This window comes from Xanthomonas sp. MLO165 (genome assembly GCF_018831305.1).
Lineage (GTDB): Bacteria > Pseudomonadota > Gammaproteobacteria > Xanthomonadales > Xanthomonadaceae > Xanthomonas > Xanthomonas arboricola.
Map to the genome: position 1 here is coordinate 4,276,196 of NZ_CP029263.1, position 19,910 is coordinate 4,296,105.

At 65.5% G+C, this 19,910-nt stretch carries 17 protein-coding genes; 6 read left to right on the plus strand and 11 right to left on the minus strand.

Annotation, left to right across the window (positions count from 1 at the left end; genetic code table 11):
* The first annotated feature begins 51 nt into the window (after positions 1 to 51).
* Together DGN21_RS17940 and dnaG are read left to right on the plus strand one after the other, a co-directional pair.
* Positions 52 to 1,002: a YihY/virulence factor BrkB family protein gene (locus tag DGN21_RS17940; RefSeq protein WP_065032993.1), complete on the plus strand. Its 951-nt coding sequence runs from the start codon at positions 52 to 54 to the stop codon at positions 1,000 to 1,002.
* Between the two features lie 111 nt (positions 1,003 to 1,113).
* On the plus strand, positions 1,114 to 2,862 hold the full coding sequence (dnaG, locus tag DGN21_RS17945) for a DNA primase (protein ID WP_054591058.1): 1,749 nt from the start codon (positions 1,114 to 1,116) through the stop codon (positions 2,860 to 2,862).
* Positions 2,863 to 3,141: 279 nt separating this feature from the next.
* On the opposite strand, the gene DGN21_RS17950 is transcribed toward dnaG, so the two are convergent.
* Positions 3,142 to 4,353: a hypothetical protein gene (locus DGN21_RS17950; protein ID WP_054591057.1), complete on the minus strand. Its 1,212-nt coding sequence runs from the start codon at positions 4,351 to 4,353 to the stop codon at positions 3,142 to 3,144.
* A 346-nt stretch (positions 4,354 to 4,699) separates the two neighbouring features.
* Between DGN21_RS17950 and DGN21_RS17955 the strand changes: the two genes are divergently transcribed.
* Together DGN21_RS17955 and DGN21_RS17960 are read left to right on the plus strand one after the other, a co-directional pair.
* The gene (locus tag DGN21_RS17955; protein ID WP_039524893.1) at positions 4,700 to 5,704 is read left to right on the plus strand and encodes a bile acid:sodium symporter family protein; all 1,005 of its coding nucleotides are present in this window, start codon (positions 4,700 to 4,702) and stop codon (positions 5,702 to 5,704) included.
* Positions 5,705 to 5,969: 265 nt separating this feature from the next.
* On the plus strand, positions 5,970 to 7,550 hold the full coding sequence (locus DGN21_RS17960; RefSeq protein WP_215825011.1) for a thioredoxin family protein: 1,581 nt from the start codon (positions 5,970 to 5,972) through the stop codon (positions 7,548 to 7,550).
* A 201-nt stretch (positions 7,551 to 7,751) separates the two neighbouring features.
* Here DGN21_RS17960 and cyoE read toward each other — a convergent pair whose 3' ends face one another.
* Genes cyoE through DGN21_RS17980 form a run of 4 tightly spaced genes read right to left on the minus strand, consistent with a single transcriptional unit; the run spans position 7,752 to position 11,153 of the window.
* Entirely contained in the window at positions 7,752 to 8,648 is an 897-nt protein-coding gene (gene cyoE, locus DGN21_RS17965) for a heme o synthase (RefSeq protein ID WP_016902810.1), read from the minus strand.
* 2 nt (positions 8,649 to 8,650) lie between these two features.
* Positions 8,651 to 9,814, minus strand: coding sequence for a COX15/CtaA family protein (locus DGN21_RS17970; RefSeq protein ID WP_215825012.1), 1,164 nt, complete (start codon positions 9,812 to 9,814; stop codon positions 8,651 to 8,653).
* Between the two features lie 10 nt (positions 9,815 to 9,824).
* Positions 9,825 to 10,400 carry a hypothetical protein gene (locus tag DGN21_RS17975; RefSeq protein WP_215825013.1) on the minus strand — a complete coding sequence of 192 codons (576 nt, stop codon included), beginning with the start codon at positions 10,398 to 10,400 and terminating at the stop codon, positions 9,825 to 9,827.
* A gap of 27 nt (positions 10,401 to 10,427) precedes the next feature.
* Positions 10,428 to 11,153: an SURF1 family protein gene (locus DGN21_RS17980; protein WP_126966496.1), complete on the minus strand. Its 726-nt coding sequence runs from the start codon at positions 11,151 to 11,153 to the stop codon at positions 10,428 to 10,430.
* A gap of 60 nt (positions 11,154 to 11,213) precedes the next feature.
* Here DGN21_RS17980 and DGN21_RS17985 point away from each other — a divergent pair, with 60 nt between their 5' ends.
* A complete protein-coding gene (locus DGN21_RS17985; protein WP_006449736.1) occupies positions 11,214 to 11,432 on the plus strand; it encodes a twin transmembrane helix small protein in 219 nt (72 codons plus the stop codon).
* A 97-nt stretch (positions 11,433 to 11,529) separates the two neighbouring features.
* Here the strand turns inward: DGN21_RS17985 and DGN21_RS17990 are convergent, their stop codons facing one another.
* The 6 genes from DGN21_RS17990 to DGN21_RS18015 are packed head-to-tail and all read right to left on the minus strand — an operon-like array spanning position 11,530 to position 16,276.
* Positions 11,530 to 12,405: a cytochrome c oxidase subunit 3 gene (locus tag DGN21_RS17990; RefSeq protein ID WP_104567873.1), complete on the minus strand. Its 876-nt coding sequence runs from the start codon at positions 12,403 to 12,405 to the stop codon at positions 11,530 to 11,532.
* A 39-nt stretch (positions 12,406 to 12,444) separates the two neighbouring features.
* Complete coding sequence (locus DGN21_RS17995; RefSeq protein WP_039518470.1) at positions 12,445 to 13,041, minus strand: cytochrome c oxidase assembly protein; 597 nt, start codon at positions 13,039 to 13,041, stop codon at positions 12,445 to 12,447.
* Positions 13,038 to 13,208 (minus strand): hypothetical protein, encoded by a 171-nt coding sequence (locus tag DGN21_RS18000; RefSeq protein ID WP_126966495.1) that lies wholly within the window; start codon positions 13,206 to 13,208, stop codon positions 13,038 to 13,040. Before DGN21_RS18000 ends, DGN21_RS17995 begins: the two co-directional genes overlap by 4 nt.
* Complete coding sequence (gene ctaD, locus DGN21_RS18005) at positions 13,189 to 14,793, minus strand: cytochrome c oxidase subunit I (protein WP_016902803.1); 1,605 nt, start codon at positions 14,791 to 14,793, stop codon at positions 13,189 to 13,191. Before ctaD ends, DGN21_RS18000 begins: the two co-directional genes overlap by 20 nt.
* Positions 14,794 to 14,832: 39 nt before the next feature.
* Positions 14,833 to 15,783, minus strand: a complete 951-nt coding sequence (gene coxB, locus DGN21_RS18010) for a cytochrome c oxidase subunit II (RefSeq protein ID WP_126966494.1) — start codon at positions 15,781 to 15,783, stop codon at positions 14,833 to 14,835.
* A gap of 16 nt (positions 15,784 to 15,799) precedes the next feature.
* A complete protein-coding gene (locus DGN21_RS18015; protein WP_016902801.1) occupies positions 15,800 to 16,276 on the minus strand; it encodes a DUF2244 domain-containing protein in 477 nt (158 codons plus the stop codon).
* 290 nt (positions 16,277 to 16,566) lie between these two features.
* Here DGN21_RS18015 and putA point away from each other — a divergent pair, with 290 nt between their 5' ends.
* A complete protein-coding gene (gene putA, locus DGN21_RS18020) occupies positions 16,567 to 19,767 on the plus strand; it encodes a bifunctional proline dehydrogenase/L-glutamate gamma-semialdehyde dehydrogenase PutA (RefSeq protein WP_126966493.1) in 3,201 nt (1,066 codons plus the stop codon).
* The last annotated feature ends 143 nt before the right edge of the window (positions 19,768 to 19,910 follow it).

Sequence of the window (19,910 nt, forward strand, 5' to 3'; positions counted from 1 at the left end):
CGCCTTACGACGCCTGCGCACACAACGGTATGCCCAAGGATTCTCCCGCCGGTGACGAAGCTCTCAACCGAACACCTGCAGAAACATCTGAGCCGCCTGCAGCGCAGCCTGCCGATGGCACTGCTCAATCGCTTTCTCGAGATCGACGTGATGACGCAGGCCGCGTCGCTGTCGTTCTACGCCTTGCTGTCGCTGGCACCGCTGCTGGTGCTGCTGCTGTGGCTGACCGCATCGCTGTATCCGCCCGCACAGGAAGCGCTGGTGCAGCAGATCGCGCAACTGGCCGGTGGCAGCGCGGCGGAAGTGGCCGACACGGTGATCCGCAACGCCACCGATCAACCCGGCGTAGGCTCGTTGGCCGGACTGTGGAGCACGTTGCTGTTGTTCATCGGCGCCACGGCGGTATTTGCGCAGTTGCAGAACGCCCTGAACCTGATCTTCCGCACCGACAAGCAGCGCCTGGAAGGCCTGATGGCGTGGCTGAAGAAGCGCGTGTTCTCGTTCGGCGTGATCCTGGCCCTGGGCTTCTTGTTGATCGTGTCGATGATTGCCACCACCGCGTTGCAGGTGGTGTTTGCACGGCTGCCATCAGTGCTGCCGGCGATCGGCTACGTCACCACCCTGGCGCTGTATTCGCTCGCCTTCGCTTTCCTGTATCGCTATCTGCCCGATCGTACCGTCAACTGGCGGCAGGCCTTTGTCGGCGGCGTGATCACTGCATTGTTGTTCGCACTGGGCCGCTACTGCATTGGCCTGTACATCGCCAAGGCCGCGCCTGGCAGCGCGTATGGTTCGATGGGCACCTTGGTCATCCTGCTGGTGTGGATGTACTACGCCTCGGTGGTGTTCTTCGTCGGCGCCCTGCTGACTGCGGTGATCGACGAGCGCGTACGCTCGCATCGCAAGCTGCGCGAGGCCGGGGTGGATACGGACAACCTGCCGCCGGTCGCCGCCGAACCAGACGCCACGCTGCAGCCGCCGGAAGCACCGACGCGCAGTTGATTGCGCATGCTGCGCCTGGCGCCGCGCGTACCCAGGCGGCATCCAGCGCTTTGCTGAGGACCCTCGCTCACTGAAATCGGCGCGCGCCGGCGGCTGGGATATCCTAGCGGGATGGCCCGCATCCCCGACGCATTCATCGACGAACTGCTTGCACGCACCGACATCGTCGAGGTGGTGGGCGGTCGCGTGCCGCTCAAGCGTCAGGGCAAGGAATACTCGGCGCGCTGCCCGTTCCATGACGAGCGCTCGGCCTCGTTCACGGTCTCGCCGACCAAGCAGTTCTATCACTGCTTCGGCTGCGGCGCGCACGGCACCGCGATCAGCTTTCTGATGAATTACGACCGCCTCGAATTTCTCGATGCGGTCGACGAGCTGGCCAAGCGTGCCGGCATGGAAATCCCGCGCGAGACCCAGCAACGCACCCCGCAGCAGCAGGACGACAGCCGCGAGCTGTATTCGGCACTGGAAGCGGCGACCAAGTTCTTCCAGCGTCAGCTCGAGGGCAGCGAACGCGCCCGCGACTATCTGGACGGCCGCGGCGTGGATGCCGACAACCGCGCGCGTTTCCAGATCGGCTACGCGCCCGATGGCTACAGCGCACTGAAGGACACGCTGGGCACCGATGCGCGCCGCATGAGCGTGCTCGAACGCGCCGGGCTGTTTTCCAAGAACGATCGCGGCCATGTCTACGACAAGTTCCGCGACCGGGTGATGTTCCCGATCTTCGACCGCCGCGGCCGCGTGATCGCCTTCGGCGGACGCATCATGGGCGCGCCGGCCGACGGCCGTGACCCGGGGCCGAAATACCTCAATTCGCCGGAAACCGCGCTGTTCCACAAGGGCCGCGAGTTGTACGGCCTGTGGCAGGTGCGCCAGGCCAATCAGAAGATCGAGCGGCTGATCGTGGTGGAAGGCTATATGGACGTGGTCTCGCTGTTCCAGTTTGGCGTCACCCAGGCGGTGGCCACGCTGGGCACGGCGACCACGCCCGAACATGCCGAGTTGCTGTTCCGCAACGCGCCGGATGTGTACTTCTGCTTCGACGGCGACAACGCCGGCCGCAAGGCGGGCTGGCGTGCACTGGAATCGGTGCTGCCACGCATGAAGGACGGCCGCCAGGCGTTCTTCCTGTTCCTGCCCGATGGCGAGGACCCGGACACCATCGTGCGCAAGGAGGGCGCGCAGGCTTTCGATCAGCGTCTGAAGCAGGCCACGCCGCTGTCGCAGTTCTTCTTCGACGAGATGTCGCGCGAGATCAACCTGCACACGCTCGATGGCAAGGCACGGCTGGCCGAACGCGCCAAGCCGATGCTGGCACAGATCCCCGAAGGCGCATTCGGCGACCTGATGAAGCAGGAGCTGTCGCGCCTGACCGGCGTGGGCGTCACTCAGGCGGCGCAGGCGTCCACATCGCAGGCACGGCCACCTGCCCGCATGGGCGCGCCCGCGCAGAAACGCAGCCTGGTGCGCGCGTCGATCGCGATCCTGCTGCAGCGGCCGTCGCTGGCGATGAGCCTGGAGGGCGACCACGATTTTTCCGGCCTGCGCCTGCCCGGCATCGACCTGTTGATGGAACTGCTGGCACTGGTGCGGCAACGCCCGGAAATCAGCACCGGTGCGCTGCTGGAACACTTCGCCGAACGCGACGAACAGGCCGCGCTGCAGAAACTGGCCGCACAGGCATTGCCCGGCGACGAACACAGCTGGGCGATGGAACTGCATGACGTCGTCGCGCAACTGGACAAGCAATTGCTGCGTCAGCGCCTGGACGAACTGCAGGACAAGCAGCGCGCGCAGGGCCTGGACGACACCGACAAGTACGAATTGCGCGAGCTGTTCAAGGCGCTCGCTGCGTTGTAGTGCGGGTAACGCGAGGGGATCGACTTACGCTGTCGTGTGCGGGCCAGGCGCGCACGCTGCACGACGCCATGGCCCAGTTGCACCGGCAACTGCTGCAGCAGCGCATCGAAGAGCTGTAGACAAGGCAACGCGCACACGGACTCGACGAGATCGACCAGCACGCACTGCGCGCACTGCCGCGCCTGCGTTCGACCGCGCACTGAGCATCCGGCGCATGCTGTCAGACCACCTGTTGCCGACGCAGCCGGCCAGCGCTGGCCGCCGCATGCAGATGCGCGCTCATAGCTGCTTGAACAAGGTCTTGGCCATCGAGCCGAGCGCCGCGCTGACCGCTTCGATCTTGTCGGCATCGGCCAGTGCGGCCTGGCCGGCATGCGCGGTCAGCCGCTCGATCAGGGCATCGCGCGCGGGTGCTTCGTCGGCACTCTGGCTCTGCGGCGTACCGGACACCGGCGTGAGCCACGGGGCAATCAAGGCCTGATAGGCGGTGGTGTGCTGGGAAGCCATCTGCTCGAGAAATTGCAGGACCGTGGTGGGGGTGCCGGTGAGCGTGCCGGTCAGCGGCTGGTTGGCGATCTGCCGGTAGTTCACCGTGGACGCCACCGCATTGGCGATGGCCACATCGACCAGCACATCGATCTCCTTGATCGGCGCGTTCCCGTACAGCGTCTTGATCTGGCTGAGCATCGGCACGGTCCAGGCATGCGGCACGCAATCGAGCGTGTTCCACAAGTCGGCATTCCAGATCTGATACGGCGCCGCGCCCGGCGCTGGAGAGGGTAATGCCTGCGCATACAGCGCGGCGAACCCGCCGTTGCCCGGCGTGGCGCCGGCGGTGGGATAGCAGTGCACGGCGCTGAAATTGTCCAGCTTGCCGTTGGTCTTCAACCAGGTCGCCAAGGTCGGCGACAGCGCACCGCCCAGGCTGTGCCCGGCAAAGATCACCGTCGCCTTGCTGCCATCCAGCGCTTGCAGGAAATCCAGCAGCGTCGTGTTCGGCGCCAGTGCGGTGGAGGGGCTGACCATGTTGAGCAGATGCCACACACCGGTGGCGGCCCCCATCGAGATGACCGCCGAACCTGGCTTGACGGGTTTCTTCGCCGCAACCGGCGCGGTGCCGAGCAACGGCGTGTAGGTCGCAAAATCCACCACCGAGGACACATCGAAGTCTTCGGTGAACCAGTCGTAGAGCGACTCCGGGTTGGTGGCGCTCAACGCGACCACATACGCCTCGCCGATGCCCGGCATGGCGTCGGTATGCGCCACGTACATGGCATTGCCCGACAGCGACGAATCGGCCGCCTGCCAGACCTGCGGCCCCCACACCAGTTGCCAGTCGCCGATCCGGTCCTGGGTGTCGGCCGATGCCAGCGTCTGCAGCAACGTGGCCTGGTAGTCCGCCTGCAACGCCGGCTGGCTGCCCCTGCGATCGCCCACCCAGTTGGCCAGGGCGGAAAGCGCAAAGGTCTGTTGATATTGGTCGTAGTGCATGGACTGGCTCCTTTCCTTAGGCCTTGCGTGGAAACACGAGCGAACATGGACGCAGCGCGCGGACACCGTTCGGGCACGGATACGCGCGGCGTGTGCAACCGGAATCTAACAAAGGATGTGCGTGCCAGAAGCGCCCGCGCAGCGGAATCTCGACGCATCGCACGAATCGCTCACCACCACACGCGGCGCCGTCTGCAGTGCTGCAGGCAGGCGCAAGCGCATGCTGCTGCCGGAGCCGGTGCGAGCACGCATGCGTCCCCGGCCTGCACTGCGCGGCCGACTCGCACGGTGCACGCTGGCCTCTACAATGGCACTCTGCAGGCAGCCCTCCCCCTGAATACGCACGATGATCAAACACTGGCTGGCGCGGTTGCGCATTGATCCATTCACCCTCGCGCTGCTGTGCACGGTCACGCTCGCCTCGTTCCTGCCGGTCTCCGGCACCGCCGCGGCGGTCATGGACGATGTCACCGACGTGGCGATCGCCGCGCTGTTCTTCCTGCACGGCGCGCGCCTGTCGCGCGAGGCGGTCAAGGCCGGCGCGCTGCATTGGCGCCTGCATCTGGTGATCCTGGCCTGCACCTTCGTGCTGTTCCCGCTGCTGGGGCTGTTGTTCAAACCGCTCGCGCATCTTGCGCTGACACCGGAGCTGTATATCGGCGTGCTGTTCCTGTGCGCGCTGCCGTCCACGGTGCAATCGTCGATCGCCTTCACCTCGATGGCGCGCGGCAACGTGCCGGCGGCCGTGTGTGCCGCCTCGCTTTCCAGCCTGCTGGGGGTGTTTTTCACACCGTTGCTGATGGGCGCCCTGGTCGGCAGCCAGGGCGCGATGGCGCACCCGGCCGAGGCGATCGGCAAGATCCTGCTGCAGTTGCTGGTGCCGTTCCTGGCTGGCCATTTCATGCGCCCATGGATCGGCGGCTGGGTCGAACGGCATCGCGCGGTGCTGCGTTACACCGACCAGGGCACCATCCTGCTGGTGGTCTACACCGCCTTCAGCGCATCGGTGAACGAAGGTCTGTGGCAGAAGACGCCGTTGCCGGCCTTGCTCGCGGTGCTCGGTGCCGCCGCGTTGTTGCTGACGGTGGCGATGCTCTCGATCACCTTCATCGCGCGGCGCCTGCGCTTCAACCGCGCCGACGAGATCGCGATCGTGTTCTGCGGTTCGAAGAAGAGCCTGGCCACCGGCGTACCGATGGCCAAGGTGATGTTCGCCGGCGGTGGCCTGGGCGCGATCGTGTTGCCGATCATGCTGTATCACCAGCTACAGCTCATTGTCTGCGCATTCGTGGCCGCGCGTTATGCGCGCAACGCGCCGGGCGAGCCGCAGATCACTCCCGGTGGTCATTGAAGGTAACGGCCACTGCACGGCGGTGGTCTGATCGACGACACATGGCGCATCCCACGCGGCGTGCCCTGCAAAGGCTTGCTTGCCGCCGGCGCGTTGCCTGCGCGCCATCGCCGGCCCGCTACGCCCGACGCGACACCGGTTCGCGTTGCGTGCCGGTGCCGGTTGTAAGCAGATATACAACGGTTATGACGCACTCCGACGCTGGCACAGTGCCGCTCGCTAGAGTGTTCGATCCACCTTGCTGCCGCCCCCATCGGTGATTGCCATGACGCTATCGTTCCGACGCCCTGCCCCGTCCCTGATCGCGCTGCTGGCGGTGCTGGCCACGCTCACTGCCTGCAACAAGCCCGCCACGCCGCCAGCCCCGACACAGACCAAGGCGGCCGCCACGCCGGCGCCTGCGTCCAGCATCGCCTGGCGCGAGGGCGATGTCGAAGATGCCTTCGCCGAGGCCAGGGAAAGCGGCAAGCCGATCCTGCTGTACTGGGGTGCGGCCTGGTGCCCGCCCTGCAATCGCCTGAAGGCCACCTTGTTCAAGGACCCGACCTTCATCGCCCGCACCCAGCAATTCGTGGCGGTGCATCTGGACGGCGATTCGGAGGGCGCGCAGGCCTGGGGCGAGCGCTTCGGCATCAAGGGCTACCCCACCATCATCGTGCTGCGCCCGGATCGCAGCGAGATCACCCGCCTGGCCGGCGATGCCGACAACGCACGTCTGGCCGATGTGCTGCGGGTCGCGGCCAAGAGCACCAGTACCGCCAGGCAACTGCTCGACACCGCATTGCAGACCCCGCAGCAGCTCAGCGCGGACGACTGGGCCGTGCTCGGCAACTATGCCTGGGGCACCGACGATCGGCTGGTCAAGCCGGAGCAGGCCGTGGATGTGCTCACGCGCCTGTCCAGGTCGGCGCCACAGCCGGCCCTGCAACGCAGCTTCGCCCTGACAGCGATTACCGCAGCCAAGGAACCGCCTGCACCCAGCGCGGCGTCACGCACGTTGCTGGAAGCAGTGCTGGCCGATCCGGCAGAGGTGCGCGCCAATCTCGGCACGCTGAGCTACATGCCTGCACGGCTGGTCGCCGCTGCCAGCAGCGATGCCGGTGAGCGCACTGCCTTGTCCAATGCGCTGAATCTGGCATTGGACAAGGTCTACGCCGACACCGCACTGCCGATCGCCGACCGGCTCGGCACCGCGTATGCGCGCATCCAGCTGGCACGCCTGGCACAAGGCCAGCCCACCGAAACCGAGGCCAAGGGCCCGCAACCGCCGTTGCCCAAGGCCGTGGTCGACACCGTGCAGCAACGCGTGCAATGGGCGACCGACACCGCCAGGACCGATGAGGAGCGCCAATCCACCATCAGCACCGCCGCGGCATTGCTCGGCGAGGTGGGCGACCGCAGCGGCGCCGAACAGTTGCTGCTGGCCGAGTTGACGCGCAGCAAGACGCCTTACTACTACATGCCCGAGCTGGCCGATCTGGCCGAACAACGCGGCGATAAGAAGACCGCGTTGTCCTGGCTCAGGAAGGCGTACGAAAGCGCGCAAGGCCCCGCCACTCGCGTGCAATGGGGCGTGATGTACGTGGATGGCCTGATCCGGCTCAGCCCGGACGACACCGCCGGCATCGAGGCCGCTGCCACGCAGGTGATCGGCGAGCTGGCCGGGCAGCCCGATGGCTACCGCCAACGCACCCGGCAGCGCTTCGCCACGCTGGGCGCCACGTTGAAGACCTGGAGCAAGCAGCATCGCCAGGAAGGCAATGCGGTGCTGACGCGCCTGCAGCAGAAGATGCAGAGCAGCTGCGACAGCAAGAACACCAGCGACTGCGCCAGCTGGTTGAGCTGAGCCGGCGTGAGCGAGCAGCCCGCTACGCGGCGAATTTGAGTGCATTAAGTAGCGATTGCGCGCCGGATGCCCAACGGCACGCACAACGGGTGTGTAAGAGCGAGATGGGCCGGTCCCAGCCACCGACCGCATCCGCCTGACGGCTGCCTCGGTCGCAGCCCTATCGATCGCCTTGATGGCAGCAGCTGGCATTCGCTGCCGCTAGCGCACCCACGGCAACAGCAGGTGGTCCACCATCAGAAACGCGAACAGCGCCATCAGGTAGACGATGGAGTAACCGAACATCTTCATCGAGAACAGCTCGTCCGGCGGGTCGAGCATGCGCCAGGCGTACCAGAGGAACACCACGTTGAGCACCACCGCGCCGCCCAGGTAGAACAGCCCACTCATGCCCACCGCCACCGGCAGCAGGGTCACGATCGCCAGCAGCACCGTGTACACCAGGATCTGCTTGCGCGTATGCGGCACGCCATGGGTGACCGGCAGCATCGGGATCGCCGCCTTGGCGTAATCGGCACGGCGGAAGATCGCCAGCGCCCAGAAATGCGGCGGCGTCCAGATGAAGATGATCAGCACCAGCAGCGAGGCGTTGATCCAGTCGGCGCTGGTCGGCAAGCCGGTCACTGCGGCCCAGCCCAGCATCGGCGGCGTGGCGCCGGCCAGGCCGCCGATCACGATGTTCTGCGAGGTCGCACGCTTCAGGTACACGGTGTAGATCACCGCGTAACCGATCAGCGACGCAAACGTCAGCACCGCGGTGATCACATTCACCCAGACCACCAGGATGGTCATGGAGATCACGATCAACACGCCGGCAAACAGCAGCACCTGCCACGGCCGCACCTTGCCCACCACCAGCGGCCGCCACGAGGTCCGCGCCATCTGCGCGTCGATCTTGGCGTCCAGCAACTGGTTGATCGCCGCCGCCGCCGACGCCGCCAGCCAGATGCCTAGAAAGCCCAACGCACCGGTGCGCACCTGCACCCACGTCGGCACATCGGGGATGGCCAGGAACATGCCCACCAAGGCGGTGAACACGATCAGTGCCACCACCTTGGGTTTGGTCAGATCCCAGTAATCGCGTGCGCTGACAGCCATGCTCACTCCGGCGCGCGCAGCCGCGCCAGCAGCGAGACCAGCACGAACAACAATGCGACCGCGCCGCCGTTATGCAGCACCGACACTTCCAGCGGTAACGCCAACTTGACGTTGAGCATGCCCAGCGTCACCTGCACCGCCACCAGTACCGCCAGCGCACCGGCCCACACCCGCATGCCCGGCGAACGCGACAGGCGCCAGGCCAGCCACCACAGATACAGCGCCGTCGCAATTGCCCACAACCGGTGCGCCATCTGGATGGCGATACGCGCTGCGCCATCGAGCACACCGCCTTCGTAATCCACCCCGATCCCGCGCCACAGCGTGAAGCCTTCGCGGAAGTCATGCGGCGGCCACCACTGACTGACGCAGCGCGGGAAATTGTCGGCCGACCAGCTACCGCCGCCACAGGCCAGCGCCGCGTAATTGGCACTGACCCAGCCGCCGAGGGCGATCTGCAGGCCCAGCACCGCCACACCCGCACGCAGCAGCCACTTGAGCCGCGAGGCATCGGCCAGCGTGATCGGCAGATGCGTCGCGCGCCAGGCCATCCACACCAGCAGCGAGAACATCAGCATGCCGCCGAGCAGATGGCCCATCACCACGATGGGTTTGAGCAGCAGCGTCACCGTCCACATGCCCAGCAGCGCCTGGAAGATCACCACCGCCAGCGTCAACACCGCCGCACGCGCCAGGTCGATGTTGCTCCAGCGCAGCGCCGCCAGCAGCAGGATGGCCTCGCCCGCGATCGCCACGCCGAACGCCAGCCTGTGCCAGCCGGACATGTACAGCGGAATCGACAAAGCCACCAGCACCGCGGCAGAAACCACCTGGGCGATGCCCATGCGGCGGCGGCGCACCGCCAGCAACGACAGCACCAGCACCTCCACCCCGAGCGCGCCGGCCAGGAAGCGGTGCACCTGCTCGCGCCAGGCCTTGTGCGATTCCAGCGGCCGGATCTTGCTGGCCACATGCGTATTGGCTTCGTCGCTGGTCTGCGGCCAGGTGACGCGGCCGTAGCAGGTCGGCCAGTCCGGGCAGCTCATGCCGGCATCGGACAGGCGCACGAACGACCCGAACAGGATCGTGCTCGCAGTGAACAACGCAGCCAGCCAGGCCATGCGATGGAAGTGGCGGAACAATGCCGGTGGCGCAAACAGATTCATCGAAACGGGCTCACATCAGTTTCAGCAGCTTGACCAGATCGGCACGCAGGCCGGCCGGGTCGAACCCCGGGGCGTACCGCAGGATCACGAAGCCATTCGGGTCGATTACATACACCGGCACGCCGGCGGCATCGTTGGCACGCGGCAGGCCCTGCCGCAGCCGCGCGTCGTCGCGCAGTACACGCAGGGCCGGCATCGGCGGCAGACCGGCCGGCGGGGCGCCGATCCACAACACCTCCACCTTGTCGGCGCGATGGCCGAGCAGCTGCCATACCTTGTCCAGTTCGGCCGCCAACATCACGCACTGCTGCGTGCAGCCGGCAGGCGGTGCGAGCGCAATCCGCCACACACGTTCTGCAGGCGTCCAGGCATACGGCTGCCCGTCCGCGCGCACCGGCACCAACCCGCGCAGGTCGGCGGGCGGCTTGAGCAGTTCGCCGTGATTGCGCATCGATGCCGGCTGCCATCCGGAGAAGCGCAGCACGCCGGCCAGCAACATCGAGCCGAAGAACAGCAACGCCAGGGCAATCAGCATCCTGCGGCCGCGTTTGACCGAATGCGGCGTGGCCGATGTGGAGGAGGTCATGCCGGCGATTTTCTCATGCCGCAGGCGTCAGTGCCCGCGTTGACGGCGGCGACGCGCACGCCAGCTCAGCAGCGTCGCAGTGGCCAGCACGGCCGCGGCCAGACCGAACCATTGCACCGCATAACCCAAGTGCCGCGCGGGTGGCAGCGTGTTCGGCAGCATCTCCAGGTCGCGTGCATACCCGACCGGCAGGGCGGGATCCAGGCGCAGGACCTGCGACGAAATGTCGCGCCTGCCCAACGCGCTGCGCAGGGCGCTGGTATCCAGGCGCGTGGCCAGCCAGGTCTGCGGCGCATTGCCGGCGGCCAACGCCGGCCCGATCGCAAGTCCGGCCGACGGCGGCGCACTCAGCAAGCCCTGCAGTGTCCGGGTGCCTTGCAGCGGGGTGATCGTCGGCAACTGCCGATTGGCCGGCAATGGCAGCCAGCCCAGATCGACCAGCAGCGTGACCGGGCTGCCTTGCGGCGCGGCAAGTTGATAGATCCGCACACCGGCGCGCCCGGCATGCAGCTGGTTGTCCAGCAGCACCTGCTGCGGCAGGAACCGCACCTCTCCGCTCACCCAGGCCAGCGCATGCGGCGTGGCCAGCGCCTGCACCAGGGTCAACGGCGTCTGCCGCACATGCGCTGCGCGTTCCAGCAAGGCCTGTTTGTCGTGCATGCGCTGCAGCTGCCACTGACCAAGCGCCGCAAACCCCGCACTGACCAGCACGGCCAGACACCATCCCAACACCGCCGTGTGCTTGCGCGTCATGACAAGCGACGCAAAAAGGCGTGCAATGCCGCTACCACGCCGACGACCACCGGGGCTGTTGTGAACGATTCGCTCAAGACGTTGCTGATTGTCGCCTTCCTGATCGTGATCCTGTGGAACCTGGGTGCGGGCCTGTACTACCTGCTCACCGACCGTGGCGAAACCAAGCGCACCGTCAACGCACTGACCTGGCGCATCGGTCTATCGGTCGCACTGATCGCCGTCGTGATCCTCGGCATCTACACCGGCTGGATCAAGCCGCATGGGCTCGGCCGCTGACGCGGCCGATGGATTGGGGATTGGGGATTGGGGATTGGTAACAGCAAACGCAGATCGCTCTTGCGAATCCCCAATCCCGACTCCCCAATCCCCGCCCTCAAAGTACATACACGAACAGGAACAACGCCAGCCACACCACGTCGACGAAGTGCCAGTACCAGGCCGCCGCTTCGAAGGCGAAGTGGTTGTCGCGGGTGAAGTGCCCGCGCGCCACCCGCAGCCACATCACCGCCAGCATGATCGTGCCCAGCAGTACGTGCATGCCGTGGAAGCCGGTGAGCATGAAGAAGGTCGAGCCGTAGATGCCCGATCCCAGCGTCAGATTGAGCTCGGTGTAGGCGTGGATATATTCCTCGGCCTGCAGGAACAGGAACACGCAACCCAGCAGCACGGTCAGGCCCAGCCACAGCAATAGCGCGCCGCGACGGCCGCCCTTGAGCGCGTGGTGCGCAATGGTCAAGGTCACGCCGGAGCTGAGCAGGATCAGCGTATTGATCAGCGGCAGGCCCCAGGCGGGAATGGTCTGGAACTGCCCACCGATCGTGCCGGGGCCATTGGTCGGCCATGCAGCGGAATAGCCGTTCCACAGCAGCTCGTTGGTCATCACGCCATCGCCTTCGCCGCCCAGCCAGGGCAGCGTCAGCACACGCGTGTAGAACAACGCGCCGAAGAAGGCGCAGAAGAACATCACCTCGGAAAAGATGAACCACACCATCCCCATGCGGAAGGAGCCGTCCACCTGGCGGTTGTAGTGCCCGGCGTTGGATTCGCGGATGACATCGCCAAACCACATGAACAAGGTCGCCAGCAACATCGCCATGCCGATGAAGAACGTCCAGCGCCCCCATGCCGCATCGTTGAGCCAGCTGGCCACGCCGATCATCATCACGAACATCGCAATCGACCCGACAAAGGGCCATTTGCTCTGGCTCGGGACGAAATACGCATCGGCGTTGGGACTATGGTCGGCCATGGCGTTGCTTCCGTGTCGGTGCTGCGTGTGGATGAAGGATCAAGGCGCCGCGCGCGGCGCGCTGGATGCGCCACCGCCCTGCAACTCCGAGGTCAGGGTGTCGTTGCGATAGAACGTGTAGGACAGGGTGATCGTGGTGACTTCTGGCGGCAGCGCCGGGTCGACGATGAAACGCAGCGGCATGTCGCGCGTTTCGCCGGCCTGCAAGGTCTGCGCGGTAAAACAGAAGCATTCGGTCTTGTTGAAGTATCCGGATGCCCGCGCCGGTGCGACCGATGGCACCGCACTGCCGACCACTGCCCGCGCACTGTCGTTGCGTGCGAAGTACAGCGCCTCATTGAGTTCGCCCGGCACCACATCCATCGTCATCTGCTCGGGATGAAAGGTCCATGGCAGTTTGGAATTGACCCCGGCATCGAACTCCACCCGCACCGTGCGTTTGCCAGCCCCTGCACTCGCGGCGGCATTGCCACGCGTACTGCCCGGCGCGCGCTCCATGCGGATGCCGAAGACTTTTTCGCACGCAATGCGATACAGCGGCACCAGCGAAAAGGTCAGCACGAACACGCCCAACACCACGCCCAGCAGCTTGAACAGGCCGGCCGTCGGTGCAGGTGCGGGCGCCCGCGCGTTCACCGCCCGATGACTCCCGACGCAATGAAACCCGCATAGATCAGCAGGGCGATGACGCCGACGGTGATCGCCGTGCGGCGCACCGCACGACGCTGTTGCGCCTGCCGTTCGGCAGCGGAGAGCAGACGTGCCACAGCCAGCGGCGCGGACTCAGTGACCGATGTCTTCATGCGCAAGATCTCCAGGCTTGATCACCGGCGGCACGGTGAAGGTATGCGCCGGTGCCGGCGACGGCACCGTCCACTCCAGTCCCTTGGCGCCTTCCCAGGCACGTGCGTCGGCCTTGGCGCCGCTGCGCAGCGAGGCGAGCAGGATGCCGGCCATCAGGAACGGCGTGGCGAACATGCCGAACGCGCCGATCGAGCTGATCAGGTTCCAGTCGGCAAACACCACGTTGTAATCGGGGATCCGCCGCGGCATGCCGGCCAGGCCAAGGAAATGCTGCGGGAAGAACAGCAGATTGACGAACACCATCGTCCACCAGAAATGGAACTTGGCCCAGGTCTCGTTGTACATCCGCCCGGTCCACTTCGGCCACCAGTAGTACACCGCCGCAATCAGCGCGAAGACCGCACCGGTGACCAGCACATAATGGAAATGCGCAACCACAAAATAGGTGTCGTGATACTGGAAATCCGCCGGCACGATTGCCAGCATCAGGCCCGAAAATCCACCGATGCTGAAGAGAATCACGAACGCCACCGCCCACAGCATCGGCGATTCGAACGTCAGCGAGCCCTTCCACATCGTGCTGACCCAGTTGAACACCTTCACCCCGGTCGGGATGGAGATCAGCATCGTGGCAAACATGAAGTAGATTTCGCCGCCCAGCGGCATGCCCACGGTGAACATGTGGTGCGCCCACACGATGAAGCTCAGGAACGCGATCGCCGCGATCGCATAGACCATCGCCTGATAGCCGAACAGCGGCTTGCGGCTGAAGGTCGGGATGATCTCACTGACTACGCCGAACGCCGGCAGGATCATGATGTAGACCTCCGGATGCCCGAAGAACCAGAAGATGTGCTGGTACATCACCGGGTCGCCGCCGCCGGCCGCATTGAAGAAGCTGGTACCGAAGAACTTGTCGGTCAGCAGCATGGTCACCGCGCCGGCCAGCACCGGCATCACCGCGATCAGCAGGAAGGCGGTGATCAGCCACGCCCAGCAGAAGATCGGCATCTTCAGCAGGTCGATGCCCGGCGCGCGCATGTTCAGCACGGTGGCGATGATGTTGATCGCACCCATGATCGAACTGACGCCGGCCACATGGATCGCGAACACGCTGAAGGCCACGTTGTAGCCGCCCTGCAGCGACAGCGGCGGGTACAGCGTCCAGCCGCCGGCCGGCGCACCGCCGGGCAGGAACAGCGTCAGCAGCAGTAAGGTAAATGCCACCGGCAGCAACCAGAACGACCAGTTGTTCATGCGCGGCAACGCCATGTCCGGCGCGCCGATCTGCAGCGGAATCATCCAGTTGGCCAGGCCGACGAAGGCCGGCATCACCCCGCCGAAGATCATCACCAGGGCATGCACGGTGGTCATCTGGTTGAAGAATTCCGGCTTGACGAACTGCAGCCCGGGCTGCATCAGTTCAGCGCGGATCACCACGCTCATCGCCGCGCCGATGATGAACATCACGAAGGAAAACAGCAGATACAGCGTGCCGATGTCCTTGTGATTGGTCGAGAAAAACCAGCGCTCGACAAAACCGGGCTGGTGGTGTCCGTGGTGATCGACTGCGGTATGCGCCATGACGGAACGACCTCTACGAAGCGGTGCGGTTGCGGGCGATTAAAGAGCGGCGGTCGGTGCGGCGGTCGGAGCAGGCGCTGCGGCTGGAGCGGCCTCACCGGCAGGCGGTGTTGCAGGTGTGGACGCCGGCGCCGGGGTGCCGGCCGGTGCGGCAGGCGCTGCGCTGGCACTGCGACGGGCCGCCAGCCAGCGCTGGAATTCGGCCTTGGGCAGCGCTTCCACCACGATCGGCATGAAACCATGATCCTTGCCGCACAACTCGGCGCACTGCCCGCGATACACGCCCGGCTGCTCGATATTGGTCCATGCCTCGTTGACGATGCCGGGGATCGCGTCCTGCTTCCAGCCCAGGGCCGGCACCCACCACGCATGGATCACGTCGTCGGCGGTGATCACGAAACGGATCTTGGTGTTGACCGGCAGCACCAGGCGATTGTCCACGTCCAGCAGATAATGCGGTTGCGATGCAGCGGTCGGACGCTCGCCACTCTGGCGGATGCGATCGGATTCGCGCGCCAGCCGGCTGGTGAACTCCACGCCCTGGCCCAGATACTCGTATTTCCACATCCACTGGTAGCCGGTGACCTTGACGGTCATTTCCGACTCGCGGGTGTCGTACATCGCAATCAGCTTGGCCGTTGCCGGCCAGGCCATCGCAATCAGCACCAGCACCGGGATCACCGTCCACAGCACCTCTGCCGTGGTGTTGTGGCTGAATTGCGCGGCCACCGCCCCCTTGGACTTGCGGAACTTGAAGATCGCATAGCCCATCGCACCGAACACCAGCGCGCCGATCACCACGCAGACCCACAGCGCCACCATGTGCGCCTCGTAGGCCATGCGCGCGGTCTGGGTGACCCCGCGGCCCATGTTGAGCTGCCATTCCTTCGGGTCGGCCGATTGCGCCCAGGCAACCGAGGCGCTCGACAGCGCCAGCATCGCCAAAGCCAATTTCGGATACGTCGCCTTCCAGCTGCTGCGTTGCGTCATTGCCTAGACCCTTACGTCATCGGTGACGGCCATTGGCGGCCGCGAGCAAGCGTTTCAGCGTAGTTGCCAGTTCCACACGTTCGGCCGGCCCGAGAAAACTTCCAATCTCGATCTGCTTGCCGCTGCTGACCAGCACCACCCTGTCGTCGCGTTCCATGCATAACCGCACCCAATGCGGATGTGCCTGAAACGCTGGTGGCGCATGTCCGGATGGAAACACCTCGACAACGGTCTCCCCTACCCGGATCGCTTCTTCGCGCTCGCCACTTCGCCACAACTGCCGTAGCGCCAGCGCCACCACACCACTGTGCAACAGGGCGAACACCGGCGCGAATGCATTGCCGGTCCACCACCCCAGGCCCGCAAATACCCACATCGTTCCCGCCAACACTGCGAACAGCTGCACGAATTGCCTGGCCGACAATGCCCGCGGAGGCCGCAACCGCAACTGCGTCCCGACCCCTTCGGACATCAACGGCAGTACTTCGATCATTGGCAACACGCAGCGCACTGCGGGAATGGCCCGATGGTAGACCCGCACGAACGCATGCGGCAAGCGTTTCCGGCAATCATGCGATTGCTGCAGTGCAGCTAAAAACACGCGTAAATCAATCACTTCCCGGTGCATGTGCCGATGCCCGCGGCTGCGGCCGGCAGGGAGCGAGTCCGTTTTGGGCCTGCGCCGGCCACGTGCACAAAACGGCGGAAAAGTTGCCGCTTCCACACAAGTGCGCAGGGGCTGCGGCTCTCTAGAATGAGCAAGGATTCCCAGGCACCCTTCGCATGAACGCTCAGCTCGACCCGCTTGCCTCTCCCTCAGTTGCGCGCCCGCTGCTGGCGCCCGAGCTGCCTGCCGCACCCGGCGCATTGCGTGCGGCGATCACCGCCGCCTGGCTCAAGGACGAAACCGAGCACGTCCGCGAATTGCTCGACCAGGCGCGTCTGCCCGCCGCCGAACAGGCCAAGGTGCAGGCGGTGGCCGCCGATCTGGTCACCCGCGTCCGCGCACGTGCGCAGGACCAGGGCGCGATCGAAGCCTTCATGCGCCAGTACGACCTGGGCAGCGAAGAAGGCGTCTTGCTGATGTGCGTGGCCGAAGCGCTGTTGCGCATTCCCGACCAGGACACCGCAGACAAGCTGATCCGCGACAAGCTCGGCGATGCGGACTGGAAAAAACACGTTGGCGGCAGCGACTCGGTGCTGGTCAACGCATCGACCTGGGGCCTGATGCTCACCGGCAAGCTGGTGCAGCTCAACGACCTCACCCGCGCCGACGTGCCGGGTGCGTTCAAGCGCCTGATCGGCCGCGTCGGCGAGCCGGTGATTCGCCTGGCAGTGCGCCAGGCGATGAAGATCATGGGCCACCAGTTCGTCATGGGCCGCACCATCGGTGAGGCCCTGTCGCGCTCGCGCAAGGGCGACAACGCCGATTACCGCTATTCGTTCGACATGCTCGGCGAAGGCGCATTGACCATGAAGGATGCGCAGCGCTATCTGCAGGCGTACCGCGATGCCATCCACGCGATCGGCCGCAGCGGCAGCTTCGTCGGTACCGATGTCTTTGCGGCGCCCAGCATCTCGATCAAATTGTCCGCGCTGTATCCGCGCTATGAGCATGCCAAACGCGCACGCGTGATGGCCGAACTGGTGCCGGGCGTGCTCGAGCTGGCGCAACTGGCCAGGTCCTACGGCATCGGCTACACCGTCGATGCCGAAGAAGCCGACCGTCTGGAACTGTCGCTGGACATCATCGAGGCCACCTTCTCGGACCCGTCGCTGGATGGATGGGAGGGCTATGGCCTGGCGGTGCAGGCGTATCAGAAGCGCACGCCGTACACGATCGATTTTCTCGCCGATCTGGCACGCCGCGTCGGCCGTCGCATTCCGGTGCGTCTGGTCAAGGGCGCGTACTGGGACGCGGAGATCAAGCGCGCACAGATCGAAGGTCACCCCGGCTACCCGGTCTTTACCCGCAAGCAGAATACCGACGTGTCGTATCTGGCCTGCGCGCGCCGCATGTTCGCGCACAGCGATGCGCTGTATCCGATGTTCGCCACGCACAACGCGCAGACCATCGCGGCGGTACGCGCAATCGCAACGACCAAGCATTACGAACACCAGAAACTGCACGGCATGGGCGATGACCTGTATGCCGAAGTGATTCCGGCCGATCGCCTGGGGCTGCCCTGTCGCGTGTACGCACCGGTCGGCTCGCACGAGGATCTGCTGCCGTACCTGGTGCGTCGCCTGCTCGAGAACGGCGCCAATTCCAGCTTCGTCAATCGCATCACCGACGAGGACGTCGCCATCGAAGACCTGATCCGCGATCCGGTCGAAGCGGTGTCCTCGTTCGGCTCCATTCCGCATCCCAAGATTCCGCTGCCCACCGATCTGTTGCGCAGCCAGAACCAACACAGGAAAAACTCCATGGGCGCCAATCTCGCCAACGACAACGATCTGCGGCAGCTGGCCGAGCAACTCAATGCCGCCATCAAGCCGTGGAAGGCCACCCCACTGGTGCCCGGCGCGGTGATCAGCACGCAGAGCGAGGCGGTGCGCAACCCGGCTGACCGACGCGAAACGGTCGGGCACTGGCAGCCGGCCGATCCGGCCACCGTGCAGACCTCGCTGGCAACCGCCGCTGCCGCGCAGCCGGCCTGGAACCGCACGCCGGCGGCCAGCCGCGCCACCATCCTGGAGCATGCCGCCGACCTGCTCGAAGCACGCATGCCCGAGTTCATGGCGATCTGCGTCAAGGAGGCCGGCAAGACCCTGCCCGACGCCGTGGCAGAAGTGCGTGAGGCGGTCGACTTCCTGCGTTATTACGCCGCCCAGGCACGCGCGCAGTTCGGCGCACCCGAGCGTCTGCCCGGGCCAACCGGCGAATCCAACGAACTGCAGCTGCATGGCCGCGGTGTCTTCGTCTGCATCAGCCCCTGGAACTTCCCGCTCGCCATCTTCCTCGGCCAGGTCGCCGCCGCATTGGCTGCCGGCAACAGCGTGATCGCCAAGCCTGCAGAGCAAACCAACTTGATCGGCTACGCTGCAGTGAAGCTGCTGCACGAAGCGGGTATCCCCGAAGCGGTCGTGCAGTTCCTGCCGGGCGACGGCGCCACCGTCGGCGCTGCGCTGACCAATGATCCGCGCGTGGCGGGCGTCGCCTTCACTGGCTCCACGGAGACCGCGCGCGTCATCAACCGTACCCTGGCGTCTCGCGATGCCGCGATCGGCGTGCTGATTGCCGAAACCGGTGGCCAGAACGCCTTCATCGCCGACTCGTCCTCGTTGCCGGAAGCAGTCGTCAAGGACGCGATCTCCAGCGCCTTCATGTCCGCCGGCCAACGCTGCTCGGCGGCCCGCGTGCTGTTCGTGCAGGACGACATCGCCGACAAGGTCATGACCATGCTGGCCGGCGCGATGGGAGAGCTGAAAATCGGCGATCCTGCGCTACTGTCCACCGATGTTGGCCCCGTCATCGACGCAGATGCGCTCAAGATCCTCGACGATCATGCGGCGCGCATGGATCGCGAAGCCCGCCTGATCGGCACCACCACCCTGGACCCCGCCACTGCCAACGGCAGCTTTTTCGCCCCGCGTGCGTACGAGCTGGCCTCGCTCGCGCAGCTGCAGCGCGAAATTTTCGGGCCGGTCCTGCATATCATCCGCTGGAAAGCCGACCAACTCGACGTCGTCATCGATCAGATCAACGCCACCGGTTACGGACTGACCCTGGGCGTGCACTCGCGCATCGACGAGACCATCGATCGCATCACCACGCGTGTTGCGGTCGGCAATGTCTACGTCAACCGCAATCAGATCGGTGCGGTCGTCGGCGTACAACCCTTCGGCGGCCAGGGTCTGTCAGGTACCGGCCCGAAAGCCGGCGGCCCGCATTACCTGCTCCGTTTCGCCACCGAGAAGGTCGTCACCGTCAATACGACGGCCGCAGGCGGCAACGCCTCGCTTCTGACACTAGGCGACTGAGATCCAGCCCAAACCATTTCAGGCCATCTCTTGGCTCGCTGAGGAAAACAAGAACCCCGCATCGCGGGGTTTTTTGTTGTGCCGAGATGTCCGCACAAGGTCTCGTGCCCGTAGATCTGCATTGCGTAGAAGTAAGCGGTAGG

Excerpts from the sequence above, each read along its gene's own strand:
- putA (WP_126966493.1), top strand. The coding sequence starts at position 16,567 with ATGAACGCTCAGCTCGACCCGCTTGCCTCTCCCTCAGTTGCGCGCCCG.
- DGN21_RS17950 (WP_054591057.1), bottom strand. The coding sequence starts at position 4,353 with ATGCACTACGACCAATATCAACAGACCTTTGCGCTTTCCGCCCTGGCC.
- DGN21_RS17990 (WP_104567873.1), bottom strand. The coding sequence starts at position 12,405 with ATGGCCGACCATAGTCCCAACGCCGATGCGTATTTCGTCCCGAGCCAG.
- DGN21_RS17980 (WP_126966496.1), bottom strand. The coding sequence starts at position 11,153 with ATGACGCGCAAGCACACGGCGGTGTTGGGATGGTGTCTGGCCGTGCTG.
- ctaD (WP_016902803.1), bottom strand. The coding sequence starts at position 14,793 with ATGGCGCATACCGCAGTCGATCACCACGGACACCACCAGCCCGGTTTT.
- DGN21_RS18000 (WP_126966495.1), bottom strand. The coding sequence starts at position 13,208 with ATGAAGACATCGGTCACTGAGTCCGCGCCGCTGGCTGTGGCACGTCTG.
- DGN21_RS17975 (WP_215825013.1), bottom strand. The coding sequence starts at position 10,400 with ATGACCTCCTCCACATCGGCCACGCCGCATTCGGTCAAACGCGGCCGC.
- cyoE (WP_016902810.1), bottom strand. The coding sequence starts at position 8,648 with ATGGCTGTCAGCGCACGCGATTACTGGGATCTGACCAAACCCAAGGTG.
- DGN21_RS17960 (WP_215825011.1), top strand. The coding sequence starts at position 5,970 with ATGACGCTATCGTTCCGACGCCCTGCCCCGTCCCTGATCGCGCTGCTG.
- DGN21_RS17970 (WP_215825012.1), bottom strand. The coding sequence starts at position 9,814 with ATGAATCTGTTTGCGCCACCGGCATTGTTCCGCCACTTCCATCGCATG.
- DGN21_RS18015 (WP_016902801.1), bottom strand. The coding sequence starts at position 16,276 with ATGATCGAAGTACTGCCGTTGATGTCCGAAGGGGTCGGGACGCAGTTG.
- DGN21_RS17955 (WP_039524893.1), top strand. The coding sequence starts at position 4,700 with ATGATCAAACACTGGCTGGCGCGGTTGCGCATTGATCCATTCACCCTC.
- coxB (WP_126966494.1), bottom strand. The coding sequence starts at position 15,783 with ATGACGCAACGCAGCAGCTGGAAGGCGACGTATCCGAAATTGGCTTTG.
- dnaG (WP_054591058.1), top strand. The coding sequence starts at position 1,114 with ATGGCCCGCATCCCCGACGCATTCATCGACGAACTGCTTGCACGCACC.